Below are 13003 nucleotides of genomic sequence, written 5' to 3' on the forward strand. Positions count from 1 at the left end.
TCTTGCAAGTAAGCTTCCGCAGGGCAGACGTTACCAGAACGGCCAGGAGCAGGAGAAACTTCCTCCAATGGAAGGAAGGGTTGCTGAGGAAACGGTAATAGGTATTCTTGGAAACAGCATGGTCGTTATGTTTTGACTCCAAGGAACGGAACAGATTCTTCCCGTGGAAAACCAGCATAACAAGGCGCTGAAACATTTCAAAGGCAGAAAGGCCGCAGCCCTTGCGTATATTGGCTTTGTAAAGAAGTTTAGCAATTTGCAGCTCCTTTAGGACAGAGAAAATCTGATTTTGGGACTGTTCAAAAGAATAATTTTGGTATAACATGTAGTCAGCACCTTTCTGGTATTTGGTTTTGTAGCTGATTCCATTATACCAAGAACAGGTGCTATTTTGTTGTCAAGAAAGGCTTTATATCCTACGCGATGCCAGTATTTTCAAGGGATTGGCTTTATTTTCGTGGTGGGAAAGTTGAGATACTCATTATATATATCGAAAAAATTTAGAAAAAATTAAGCCCCAAAACAGTTACCACTTCAGCGGCTGGCCTTTCGTCTTTGGCAAATCTGCCGCCGGAGCCAAGGTCAACGAGTTCACAATTATGCAGACCACGACGATTTACGCTTGCGCCCGCATCTTAGTGGAGTTTATCGCAGGGGGGATACTTGAGTGTCCACGACATATAGACAACACCCCCCCCTTCAGAAATGAAGAGAGTTTTTTTGTGTGATTGGGGCTTAACTTAATGACATTGCCCCACAAGACCGCTTTGATCAGAAGCGTATTCACTATGTAAAATAAAAACACCTCAACATAAAAACCTATTGAGCGGAAATATTCCTTACTCAATAGGTTTTTGCTTACCATAGCACCATCGTTTGTTTGTCAGCATGCTAATGCTCTCGATGTCAAGTAAAAACTCTTTACTCATAGTGATTTCGACATGCGATTATGATAACGGTTGCCCCTTCCACTGCATACACCAGTCTGTTGGCATCATCAATCCGTCTGCTCCAGAATCCAGACAAATTTCCCTTTAGTGGCTCTACCATGCCAATACCTTCAAACGGATGCCGTTTTATATCCTTGATGAGCGCATTGATACGCTTCAATGTCTTCTTGTCCTGTTTCTGCCAATAAAGGTAGTCTTCCCACGCATCAAAATCCCATTCCAGCTTAGTTATACGCACAGTCATCCCTCTATCAGCTCATGTTCTGCCAGCTTCATTTTACCAGCCTTATAATCTTCCATCTTGCGCTCCAGATAACGGATATTGCTATCAGCATAAAACGGATCAGGAGCAGCAGACACTTCAAAGGGAATTCTTCTCTCACGACCTACTTTTTTTGCGAAAATCGTAAAAGCAGCGCTCATGGACAGCCCCATATCCGCGCAAGCCAACTCCATGCTTTTTTTTACATCATAATCCAGCTTGAAATTTACGCTTACTGCCTGTGCCATACAAAACACCTTCTTTCTATCTTATATACATATTATATCAATAATAAAGCATTTTGCAATAAAATTCCGTAAAAATTATAGCTTTTTTCTTTATAATATAGCCATTTCAGCTTTCTTTGCTCTTACGGCTCTTATCAAAGTACTTTTACTTATACCTACCGCAGCAGCGGCCTCCTTATATGATTTCTCACCCTTGAGAATCATATCGACCGCAGCATCCTTCCTGGCTCTATCTATTGGTGGCCTGCCCTCTCTAAACCCCGCCTTGGTTCTAGCAATGGCTTTCCCTGCTTGTGTCCGTTCCACAATCATATCCCTTTCAAACTCTGCAAAGGCCAGTAATATGTGGAGCATGAGCCTGCCTTGTGGACGCTCATCCACCTCGCCCATGTTAAGGATATTTACTCGGACTTTTCTATCTGTTAGATCCTTTATGAGATTGGCTCCTTCCATGGCAGACCTGGCCAACCTATCCAGTTTAGTGACCATCAGCGTATCTCCGGCACTTAAGCGTGTCAACAAAGCATCTAGTTGTGGCCGTTCCGTAGTCGTCCCGGTGTATTGTTCCTCTATGACTTCATCACAGCCGCTATCCATAAGCTGCTGGCTTTGTTCTGCAAGACTGTTCCCTTTTACCTGTCCACGGGTAGAAACTCGGGCATATCCATAACGCATGATTTTTCCTCCATGTTTTGAATATAAGTTTTGACATATCTTTATGCCTTGATTTTATGCTTCCTTGCTGTTAGTGTCAATACTTTTAAGTTTTGACTATCGGATTATATAAATTATTATACTTTGAATTAAGTATACTTCAATCATTATAAAAAGGCAGGGAGCTATTTCCCTGCCTTTTGCTTAAACATATATGTCTTATTGTGTTTTCCTCATTTTTATATCAATGATTTTTTTATCTCTTTTACGTTGGCCAGCGGTAACGCAAGATATTCTGCAATTTCCTCCAGACTAAGTTTTCCGGCCTTAATCATGCGAACTGCTGTATTATGACGCTCCTCCTCGCGACCTTCAACACGACCTTCATCTCTGCCCTCATCTTTTATATCTTCAATTGCCTTGCACACATCAACCAACTCCTCTCCGTCTGGTACCTTAAAGTCCACATTGGTACATACACTTATTGCCTGCGCTGCTAATTTATCCAAATTTTGATACTTATGGTTACGATTCACCAAGTCCATTAACGCCTCTTTATTATCCGAGTGCTTGATGAACTTCAGCACTTCTCGTAGGTCAGACCTGAAAATATCCAGCTGCTCATCAGTCATTGTTGCCGGTGATACCAAATTTACTTTATAGTCTGCAGCATACTTCAATATTTTGGGATTCATATCAGCAGGATACATATCGTGCAACGATAGCGGAGCATCCCACACATCAGTCCCCCAATGTAATACTATGGTGATAACAGGTAATACCTTATCTCCCAAATGGAATCCACTTAGAAATTCCCTTTGATTAGCACCATAATCATGTGCTTTGCGGTATGAGCGAGCTGTTTTTTCTACCTGTCCTGCCAGTGTTATAGCATCATACAGCATATTACGAACAGCCATAGCATTATGTATTTCACTTTGATTTTCTACGCCCAAGATACAATAAGCAGCTTTGCCATCCGTTTTGAGCAGGCTTTTCAAGACATCTCTGGTTTTCTGTTCCGGCAATGTTGCACCGTCTGAACCATACGGAAGAACAATACCTGTCGTATCCATTTCTTGAAGGTCTTCCGGGTGAATGATTTCCTCACCGTCAAAGCAGAAACCATTGAATAAGTCAGCAAACTGTACTGGCTGCTTTATATAATCCTTTGTAACCGCGTCTTTATCGCTCAAATTATGGCACCTCATTTCCTACCTATGATTATACCATAGTATTATCTTAAAAAAAATTCATTATACTTTAATCATCTATTTTGATTTAGGTTTACTTTTTTCTAAGTTGCAATATATATTCCTTGACCTTCATGTATTCATAATTGGTTAGCTTGAAAGACCTGGTCTTTTTCTCCTCATATACACTAAGAGTTTTTGGCCGTCCAGCTCCAAAACGTTTACCACCTCTACCATTAGCTTTTTTTCGGATTATCTCGGCTACCATCTGATATTTTGCAGGTATTTTCTCCTCAAATTGGTCAAACAAACCATTAAAGATTATTTTTTCCTCTCGCTCACCAATCTCTATATCAAAGCCATTACTAAAAATGAGAACACCGTCAACTCTGCCATAAGCCGTTTGGACTACATGATTTTTCTTATCCGCAGGGATTATCGTCAATCCTTCAATATCTCCTGCCGTATAATGACCTTTTCTCACATAATCACATCCTTTTGTTTTATGATAATAGTATACCATATTCAAAAACTAAATTACAATATTTTTTATTTATTTTAATTATATTTATAATATATTATACTAATGTTCATTTTATATAAAGTGTACAGTATGTATATTTTGTATAAAATGAACAAAATATACATACTGTACAAAATGTACATTTTAAAAGAGTATTGAAAAATGTACATTTTTCTATTATAATAAAGCAAATGAACATATTATCTTTTTTCTAGTGAGGTGTACATAATGTCAACAAAAATCTATGCAATAGCCAATCAAAAAGGCGGTGTTGGAAAAACCACCACTTGTCACTGTTTAGCTGCTGGCCTACATGCCCAAGGGAAAAAAGTGCTTTTAATAGACTTAGACCCCCAGTCTAATCTATCTGTTCTCTGTGATGCTGTTACGGATGCAGTAAATAAAGATGCTGTTACAATGTTAGAATTACTATCTGATAAATCTACTTTCCCAGATGTTATTCAAACCATGGAAGATTATGACATCGCACCAGCTTCTATGTACCTTGCCTCCATTGACAGCGTATTAACAGACCCCATAGGAAGACCTTTCAAGCTGGCAGAGAAAATAACCGAAGGTAATCTCCGGAAAAAATACGATTACATATTCATTGACTGTCCTCCAGCACTAGGAACTTTAACATCCTTGGCCATTGTAGCAGCCGATTCTGTAATTATTCCTGCTCAAGCAGATATTTTGTCTTTACAAGGTGTGTCACAACTTTATTCCACTATCCAGTCAGCTCGTGGTCATGCCAACAAATCCCTAAAAATCTCTGGCATAGTACTTACACGTTTCAATGCTCGTACTAAAATTTCCCGTGAAATTCATGAAATGTTCCTTACAGCAGCCAAACAAATGAACACAGAAGTATTTAAGACACAAATCCGTGAAGGAACAGCCATTAAAGAAACTCAGGCATCTGGTGAAAATATATTCAAGGCTGCTGGTAATTCCAATGTTGCTCAAGACTATAAATCTTTGATAAAAGAAATTTTCTTTCCCAAGGAGGCATAACAATGGCCAAAAAACAGGTGAAAATAGATACAAAACGAAATCCTTTTGCCATTGATAAATCTCTAAGCCCTGCAGACAATTTTTTAGCGCCACAAACATCTAAGAAAGCAAATTTAGAGATTCAAAAAGCAAATACAAATGTACATAATGAACAAAATGTACATATTGTACAAGATGTACATAGTATACAAAAAGAACAAAATGTACATGAAGATGAAAAATCTTCAAAAGAATGGCTTAGTGAGGAAAAAGGGGAAAGTCCAAACGATATACCACCTATGAAACGCTCTGACAGCCCTCAGAAGGGCAAGAAACATATTCACCTAGTACTTACCATGGATAAGTATGAAATGCTGAAGAAAATGGCTGATTTGCAGCATCAGACGGTAACAAAATGTATAAGTGAGATGATTGAAGACCAGTATACTAGCAAATGGAGTGCTATTAGTGACCAGTTAGAACAAATTAAGCGTAAATTGGCAGTGCAATCTCCCAAAAGGGATATTCTCAATATGTGAAAATAAATTTTAAGAAAAAGCAAGCAAGCAAAATTTTGGTTATCCACATGGTGTAGATAACTTTCCCTTGCTTTGCTTGCTTTTAAGCATAAATGCTTTAAATGCTTTCGGCAACGAGAGGCCTCGTCATTACTGGCCTCATGGCACCTAAAGACGAGAGATTGTAACCTAAAGACGAGAGATTGTAACCTTTTTGGGGTGTTAAAGACGAGAGATTGTAACCTAAAGACGAGAGATTGTAACCTAAAGACGAGTTTTTGTAGCTTAAAGACGAGAGATTGTAACCTTTTCGTTGCTAAAAAATGGTGAAAGTGGTATTATTTTGGCTAAAGACGAGAGATTGTAACCTAAAATGATACGTGCAATATGCATTTTAGGTGGTGCAGGTTACAATCTCTCGTCTTTAAAAGGGGGATATGAATGGACGAGAGACGACCTACCATATATCAGGCTAATCCATTGGTGGAGGCCAGAAAGCCAATGACGGCCTTAGAAATGAAACTCTTTATGCTGGCACTGCAGGATGTAAATCCTCACCTGTCCGCTAATGACAAGTACTATGATACAGAATTTAAGGAAACACACATCTTGCCAAATGAGTTAAAGAAAATAATGGGGAATGGTGTATATTTATCACGCTTGCAGGATGCGTGTGATAGTCTTACTTCACGAAATGTGTGTGTAAATGAAGAAGGCAAGTTTACGTATTATTCATTGTTTTCAGTGATACGCTACGAAAAAGGAAAGGGATTGAGGATAAAGTTTAATAGTGAGATGCGTGACTTTATTTTGGGAATATTTGAATCTGGTTATCCGTATACTAAGATTAACATGAAACAAATTTTCTATTTAGGTTCTGCATATGCTATGAGATTATTGGAGCTAATGCTTCAATATCAAGGTATGAAACGTAACAACATAATAACTAGAACTATTCCCATAGAAGAACTTCGTTTTATGTTAAATGTTGAAGAAGATAAATATCCACGTGTCAATGATTTCAAACGCTTTGTTCTAGACATTGCAACTAATGAGATAAATGATAATACACAGTATTCAATCCGCTATGAAGCAGAAAAGAGTGGAAGAAAAATTATTGCATTTTCTTTTTATATGGATTGTAGTAATTTAGTTTCTAATGACGATGTTATAGAGGAAGATATAAAACTAGAAATGCCACCGGCAAAAAAGAAGAGATACGGGCTATCTAAACAGGCTATAAATACGCTTACTACCATATGTGGCAGCAATGAGGAATTTGAGCTTCGTATGGAGCATGCTTTACAATTAGCAGAGACAAGAAAACCGGATAATCTGCAAGGATTCTTGTATAATGCTATTAAAGATAACTACAGACAGCAAGACATGGATGCAAAAGCAGCCATAGAGCGTGAAATGCAAGCTATACAAGAAAATCAGGAATGGGAACAGGTGGCCTTAAAGATGTTTGCTGGTGAAATTGGAGTTAATGAAGAACGCCCAGAAATTCCTTTTGATTTAAGCAATCCTATGGAATTAGCTATTGTAAAACTAATTAAGAAGTCTCTCAAAGATAGAATGATGGACTTTACCACAAGGAGCAGATTAGAAGACCATAATATGAGTGTATCAAGGTTCATAGAATTATATGGAAATACAATAGCATAACATTTATATTGCAAAAGCCTATATAAAGTTGTAAAATTGCAAACATCAAGAGATAAATATATGGAGGTATAGTAAATGGACTATATGCAGAATCAAACAACAGTATCTACTGAACAACAGCCTAAAAAAGAACGCCGTCGCAAAACTCCAGAGGAAAAACTGGCTGAGGCTTTAGCAAAAAAGAAGAAGGCAGATGCAATCGCCAAGAAGCGCAATGAGGAGATTGCTGCTCTTAGGGAAGAAATTCTTACTTCTAAGTGGAAACAGCTGCTTAGAGAGGCTAAAGCAGCCGGGGCAGATGAAGACATTGTTATTTCTATTATCATGAAGCAGAAAGATGCCATCATCAGTAAAGCCGTAGAGGTTACAAAAGCACGTAATTCTAATTAAAACCTAATATCTGCTTGCTATAATACAGGGGAGGGTAAAACCTCCCTTTTCTAATACATAAATTTCATACACACCCCTTTACCCTTAATAGGGTTAAGGGGTGTGTATATGCCGAATTACCGTGTATGTAAAAGTGCATACACCTTGAAAAGCCTTATAATTAGCGGGTTTTACATGTATGCAGTTTTGCATACATAAGAAAGTGAGGAAAAATGAACAGAATACCACGAGATAACGTCCGAACCTCTATATTTCTCCCAGCTAAACTGCATGAGAGAATCCAAAATGTAGCAGATGTCAATAAAACAAGTACCTCCAGAGTAATCCGCTACATATTAGGGGAATACTTCAAAAACATCCAGCATAAGCAAGAAGGTGTATCATCAGAAAAGATGGACGAACTCATACACCTGATGAACGCTATAAAATCTGATACCGAAAAGATAAAGATAGCAACAGGAGCAGAGTGATATTATGTTGTGCTCATGCGTTCCCGTAAAGTCTGTAGAAATGGCTGCAAGCTACTATTCTAATGTAGAAGATAAGCCAGTAAAGGACGAATACTATGCCAATAATAACAGCAACGATATATGGGGAGGAGAACTAGCTAAGGAAATCGGCTTAGAAGGAAATGTACATCACGAATCATTTGAAACCATGATTAACAATGTACATAGCCGCTTAAAGCCACTTATGCGTACTGGCGAAGAACCTACATTAGGCGCAGACCTTACTTTTTCATCATCCAAGTCAATCTCACTAGCCATAATCAACGAACCGCCAGAGATAGCCGAAATCCTGCAAAACAACCACAGGCGAGCAGTAGAAGAAACACTTAAAATCGTAGAGCAGGAATTTATCAGTAAGAACATATCCAAGAAGCGCCTATTAGAGGGAAATGCGCGTGAATTTACGGGTGAGGCAATATACGCAAGGTTTGAACATGGCCTATCCAGATATAAGGACGTTCAGACACATACACATTGCTATATAGCCAATGAAACCATAGATAGCAGCGGCAAGCGTTGTTCCATAGATGTTAAATATCTTATGGAGAACCAAAAGACCATAGGGGCAATTTGTCGCAACCTAGAATTAAAGTACAATATGGAATCTGGCTTCACGTTCCGTGAAGGTCAGAATGACTACGAACTATCCGGTTATTCAGATGAACTTATTGCCGAAAACAGCAGGGCAAGAAAAGATATTGAGCAGTATTTATCCGAACATGGAATGGAAGGTACAGCCCAAAACTGTCAGATAGCATGGAACGCTATCCGGCCAGCAAAAAGCGAACACGCTAATACTCAGGATATAGCAGAAAACACAAGGGAAATATGCAGAAAATACCATGCAAAAGTATCGTTAGCAGATAACCAACCTGCCTTATCCATGACCGCGCAGGAAAAGGAAACTGTATTTCTACAAACCATCAGCGAATTGCAGGATAAAGATTTTGCCTTTACCAAGAATGAGCTGCAAGTGGCGTTATTAAATAATGGCTCCTTATATGGTATGACATGGGAGGATTGCAAAGAACTTATCGCCAATCGCAAAGAACTGATATATGTAGGTATGCGACAAGACAGCCCCGGCAGTACCAAGGAATATTTCACGACAAAAGATAACCTTCAATTGCAGCAGGAGATAGATAAACATATTCTTGCTTGTAAAGGTTCCGGTCATAAAATTTCTTCCCTCCAAATCGAAAAAGCGATGGAACGGGTACAAAAACAAACGGGTGTCATACTCAAAGAGGAACAGGCAGACTTTGTAAAAAATTTCCTTGCTTCATCGTCCAGAGCCTATGTCCTGAACGGCAAGCCCGGCACTGGCAAGACCTTTGTGATGAAATATGCCAAGGACACGCTGCTGGAGCTGGGGTATACGCAGCAGGATATTCAAGGAGCAGCTTTTCAGAAAGCAGCGGCCATAGAGCTTGAGCAGGATAGCGGCATCCAGTCGGACACCATAGACCGGCTGCTTTTAATGAAGGAAAAGGAAGCTGCCACGGCAAGAGGCGAAAAGTGGAACTTTGACGGCACCCATGCGCGGAACTATGATTTCCGGGGACTTCCCAAACTTACCCGGCCTGCCGTACTGGTGGTAGACGAGGCCGGTATGGTAGACGATATCAAGATAAAAGCCCTGTTTGACTACTCCAAGGAAGTCAGCACAGAAGAAGCCCCACTAACCCTGCTGTTTAGCGGCGACTACCGCCAGATACAAGCAATCGGCATCGGTGGTGCTTATGAAAAGATGGCCAACCGGGAAGATGGCCGGACTCCACCTGTGGCCTCCAGTTATTTAGAGGACATTACCCGGCAAAAAGATGCGGAACTCAAAGAAACCGTGCTATCCATCGTCCATGATGATTCGGTCAGCCGTTCTTTTCAGCTTCTGCATCAGCGGAGCTTAGATAATACAATGAGGCAATGGCAGCAGGAGCCAGAAAAAATCATCAAGGCCGACAATCCCCTTATGGCTGAGGAACTAAACCGGCGCATCCGGCAGGAACGGAGGGAGCAGGGGCAGCTGCAAAATGAGCAGACCATTACGCTAAAGCCAAAACTGCCGACCAAATCAAATCCAGCCCCACAGCCGGAACAGATGAACCTAGCCGAAGGGGACAAGGTGCTCATATCTTCTGCCAAAACCGGTGGCCATAAAGATAAATACCCCGGCACCAATCAGACCCTTACAATTTCGCACATTCAAAATGGGCAGATAACTGGCATTGCCGAGGATGGCAAGCAATACTCCCTTCCAACAGACAAACTGCGGGCTGGGCAAATTCGCTATGCCTACGCCGTAGACAGCAAACAAGCCGGGAACCTGAATAAAAGCCACGAACGGGACTTCATCGAGGCGCATGGTGGATTGCGTGAAATCCGCAATCCCAAGGAAATGGAAAATGCAGCCGTAGATGAATATATGAAGCGCGTTACCGCCGGAGACGGCAAAAGCATCGCCCTGAGCGTGGAAACCAACGCCCAGCGGCAGCGCATTAATCGCATGATAAGGCTGCGGATGCAGGAGGCCGGAACCATTGCGCGAAAGGGGTGCACCTTTACCGTAGACAATGGCCAACAGCCAACTACCCCGGACGGCAAGCGGAACAAGTCCTATAAGGTTCAGAAAATCGAAGTGGCCAAGGGTGACAGGCTTATCTGCCTCAAAAATGACCGCAAAGCCGGACTGTACAATAATATGGAAGGAACTGTACAAAGCATAGACAAGGACGGCAGGGCAAAAATCCTGACCAAAGACGGTACCATAACCGCCAATCTCAAGGAAAATCCTTCATGGGACTATGCCTATGCCAAGACCGTCAACAAACTGCAGGGAGCAACCGTAGATACCATAATCACCATAGAGGACAGGAGCAACCGCAACGCCCACTTTGTAGCCGTCAGCCGGGCAAGGACAGAAGGCGTAATTTTTACCACCAATCGCCAAAGGCTGGAAAAAGCAGCAGACGAGTGGGCAAACAAGGTAACGGCAGACAGTTTCAGGCCACCCACCACGGAAAAAGGCGAATACCGGACAAAAGAAGAACGGGCTGCCCTTATCCGAGGCATCCGGGAACCTTCTGGGATAGAAATCGAAAAAATCAAAGAGCAGGAAAAATACCTTGGTCATCCGCTGCAGCTGGAGGATATACGAAGCCATGCAGAACCAGAATTTGTACTGCTGCAGAACATGGACGAGGAAAAAGAACTGCTCAACGCCTATGAACAGCTGGGCAAAAACAAGCTGCCCTTTGAAATTGACCGAGCCACAATTAATAATGAATCAGTAGCCATAGACAAGAACGGCAAAGAATACCTGTTCCCCGCGTCTAAGTGGGGCGAACTGCCTGCAAGCGGCAAAGAAATGGCGCAGCAACTAGCAAATGACTTTGCTACCCTGCGCCAAGCAGCACAAAATCCATTCCTTACAAGGATGCAGCTGGAAGCCCTTCCGGCTGGAGCAAGAATACTCGCTGCCGGACAGCTGGCTACCAGTAACCACCTGCTTACGCCGCAGAAGGCAAGGTCATGCAAAGTGCCCGGCCTCCCAGCCTTTGAAAAAGCCAACGCCGTCCTTGGCCTGCCGGAAAAAACAGCCGAAAAGACCATGGAATTTACCGCAAGCAAAGTAATGGAGGCACTATCTTACAAGGCCGCAGCCCTGACCGTCTTGTCCAAAGGCATCGGAATAGAAAATAGCAGAGGTGGAATAAGCCGATGAAAAACGAAATTGTAAAAACATTACCGAAACACTTACAACCGCCATCCAACTGCGTATGTATAGACTGTATGCACGCACATTGGCATCTCCAAAGTACAGGAGCAGTGGAATGTAAATGCAGATTATTATCGGTTCTTGTCTGGAAGGTCAGCAGAGCGGATCACTGCATAACGGCCTGCAGCGGCTCCGAAACGTTGCAATTAGAGGAAAATCCAATCCCCTGTGTGTCTTGTCAGTATGCTGTCTGGTACAAGGATAGCGGAAAACTGCAAGGCTACTGCCGGGATATATACCGCAAGATATATGGCCAAGACATGAAAGGTGACAATATCCATAGTATAGGTATGTGCAACAGCTACGAAAAAATGGAGGTATTATAAGAAGCCATGAGCATGATTGAAGAAGTCGCAGCAATGAAACAAGAGCAGGAAGCCCAGCGGGGCGACCTTGTGCGCATAAATAACAGCATAAATGAACTGACCAAAGCCCTGCAGGGCACAACGGCCGCCATAGGGAACCTGTCGGATAAATGTGACCGCCTGATGATTGGCCTGCAGGCAGTTTCCGCCTCCAGCCAAGACAGCTTAACCAAGGAGCAGGTCAGGAATATTATTGCCGAGGAACTAAAAGACATCCAGCAGGAAGGAGCTAATGTCTTTGCGTCACTCCGGGACAAGGCTGCAAAATTATGTCAGGAGTTTGATGTTGCCGGGAATGTAGCATCAAAGAAAATCCGGGAGGCGGGGAAGCCGGACTGGCTGGAAGTAGCGGTCAGGACATTGTTTATAGCTTTCTGGTATATCTTGATAACGTGTGGAATTATGCGGTGGGTATATGGTATCAACGATATTCATAAGGAGCTGAACTATCTTCATAACCGAGTAGATGTCATCCAGTATAACCAGACCATAGACGGAGCAAAATTTACTCCGTGGGATATGAAGGCGTTTTATGAGGCTTGGGATAATCAGAACAAGCACATCTGGGAGCAGCGTAATAAAAAGGCGCAATGACAAAAGCAGGGAAATGGAGTCCCTGCTTTTTAGACTTCTAAAAATTATTTATAACAATAGACGCGTTCTATCCATTCGGTTTCTCCCCATCCGTACTGTTCTTGCTGTCCTAAGTCATAGATATGGCCATTGCGATATTCGACGCTGACAGTAAAGTCGGAACAGGGGTCCCATCCTTTCTCTATACGCTTATACAGATAAGCCTCGACTTCTCCTGCCACACCGACATTGCCAGCTACCACATTGCTCATTTCATAGGCGGCCTGATACAGCGTCTTTAGGGCAGGCACATTCATCAGTTTGGCTTCCTTGGCGGTATACTTGTCCGCAATTTGCAGCACCCCTTCGATTTCCC

General features: G+C 41.9%; 12 protein-coding genes and 1 pseudogene. 6 read left to right on the top strand and 7 right to left on the bottom strand.

Annotation, left to right across the window (positions count from 1 at the left end; translation table 11 throughout):
* The 6 genes and pseudogenes from FZ040_RS14140 to FZ040_RS13570 all read right to left on the bottom strand — a co-directional run.
* Positions 1-325 (bottom strand): annotated as a pseudogene (locus tag FZ040_RS14140) (IS4 family transposase); the annotation flags it as partial.
* Between the two features lie 596 nt (positions 326-921).
* On the bottom strand, positions 922-1188 hold the full coding sequence (locus FZ040_RS13550; protein ID WP_439653922.1) for a Txe/YoeB family addiction module toxin: 267 nt from the start codon (positions 1186-1188) through the stop codon (positions 922-924).
* A 2-nt stretch (positions 1189-1190) separates the two neighbouring features.
* On the bottom strand, positions 1191-1460 hold the full coding sequence (locus tag FZ040_RS13555) for a type II toxin-antitoxin system RelB/DinJ family antitoxin (protein WP_149172499.1): 270 nt from the start codon (positions 1458-1460) through the stop codon (positions 1191-1193).
* 90 nt (positions 1461-1550) lie between these two features.
* Positions 1551-2135, bottom strand: a complete 585-nt coding sequence (locus tag FZ040_RS13560; RefSeq protein WP_149172500.1) for a recombinase family protein — start codon at positions 2133-2135, stop codon at positions 1551-1553.
* 218 nt (positions 2136-2353) lie between these two features.
* Positions 2354-3310 carry an Rpn family recombination-promoting nuclease/putative transposase gene (locus FZ040_RS13565; RefSeq protein ID WP_255448908.1) on the bottom strand — a complete coding sequence of 319 codons (957 nt, stop codon included), beginning with the start codon at positions 3308-3310 and terminating at the stop codon, positions 2354-2356.
* A 91-nt stretch (positions 3311-3401) separates the two neighbouring features.
* The gene (locus FZ040_RS13570) at positions 3402-3791 is read right to left on the bottom strand and encodes a hypothetical protein (RefSeq protein ID WP_149172502.1); all 390 of its coding nucleotides are present in this window, start codon (positions 3789-3791) and stop codon (positions 3402-3404) included.
* Between the two features lie 267 nt (positions 3792-4058).
* On the opposite strand from FZ040_RS13570, the gene FZ040_RS13575 reads away from it, so the two are divergent.
* The 6 genes from FZ040_RS13575 (at position 4059) to FZ040_RS13605 (ending at position 12648) form a co-directional block, all read left to right on the top strand.
* Positions 4059-4847 carry a ParA family protein gene (locus FZ040_RS13575; RefSeq protein WP_149172503.1) on the top strand — a complete coding sequence of 263 codons (789 nt, stop codon included), beginning with the start codon at positions 4059-4061 and terminating at the stop codon, positions 4845-4847.
* Between the two features lie 2 nt (positions 4848-4849).
* Positions 4850-5365, top strand: a complete 516-nt coding sequence (locus FZ040_RS13580) for a hypothetical protein (protein ID WP_149172504.1) — start codon at positions 4850-4852, stop codon at positions 5363-5365.
* Positions 5366-5785: 420 nt separating this feature from the next.
* The gene (locus FZ040_RS13585) at positions 5786-7012 is read left to right on the top strand and encodes a replication initiation protein (RefSeq protein WP_149172505.1); all 1227 of its coding nucleotides are present in this window, start codon (positions 5786-5788) and stop codon (positions 7010-7012) included.
* A gap of 75 nt (positions 7013-7087) precedes the next feature.
* Positions 7088-7402 carry a hypothetical protein gene (locus FZ040_RS13590; protein ID WP_149172506.1) on the top strand — a complete coding sequence of 105 codons (315 nt, stop codon included), beginning with the start codon at positions 7088-7090 and terminating at the stop codon, positions 7400-7402.
* Between the two features lie 474 nt (positions 7403-7876).
* Entirely contained in the window at positions 7877-11635 is a 3759-nt protein-coding gene (mobF, locus tag FZ040_RS13595) for a MobF family relaxase (protein ID WP_304621458.1), read from the top strand.
* A 386-nt stretch (positions 11636-12021) separates the two neighbouring features.
* The gene (locus FZ040_RS13605; RefSeq protein WP_149172508.1) at positions 12022-12648 is read left to right on the top strand and encodes a hypothetical protein; all 627 of its coding nucleotides are present in this window, start codon (positions 12022-12024) and stop codon (positions 12646-12648) included.
* Between the two features lie 44 nt (positions 12649-12692).
* Here FZ040_RS13605 and FZ040_RS13610 read toward each other — a convergent pair.
* The coding region (locus FZ040_RS13610) for a DUF4885 family protein (RefSeq protein WP_149172509.1) at positions 12693-13003 on the bottom strand (311 nt) is incomplete at its 5' end.

The organism is Pseudoselenomonas ruminis (assembly GCF_008271295.1).
Lineage (GTDB): Bacteria > Bacillota > Negativicutes > Selenomonadales > Selenomonadaceae > Selenomonas_A > Selenomonas_A ruminis.

Bases quoted from the DNA above. Each gene is read 5' to 3' on its own strand.
- FZ040_RS13555 (WP_149172499.1), bottom strand. From the start codon at position 1,460: ATGGCACAGGCAGTAAGCGTAAATTTCAAGCTGGATTATGATGTAAAA.
- FZ040_RS13560 (WP_149172500.1), bottom strand. From the start codon at position 2,135: ATGCGTTATGGATATGCCCGAGTTTCTACCCGTGGACAGGTAAAAGGG.
- FZ040_RS13575 (WP_149172503.1), top strand. From the start codon at position 4,059: ATGTCAACAAAAATCTATGCAATAGCCAATCAAAAAGGCGGTGTTGGA.
- FZ040_RS13580 (WP_149172504.1), top strand. From the start codon at position 4,850: ATGGCCAAAAAACAGGTGAAAATAGATACAAAACGAAATCCTTTTGCC.
- FZ040_RS13585 (WP_149172505.1), top strand. From the start codon at position 5,786: ATGGACGAGAGACGACCTACCATATATCAGGCTAATCCATTGGTGGAG.
- FZ040_RS13590 (WP_149172506.1), top strand. From the start codon at position 7,088: ATGGACTATATGCAGAATCAAACAACAGTATCTACTGAACAACAGCCT.
- mobF (WP_304621458.1), top strand. From the start codon at position 7,877: ATGTTGTGCTCATGCGTTCCCGTAAAGTCTGTAGAAATGGCTGCAAGC.
- FZ040_RS13605 (WP_149172508.1), top strand. From the start codon at position 12,022: ATGAGCATGATTGAAGAAGTCGCAGCAATGAAACAAGAGCAGGAAGCC.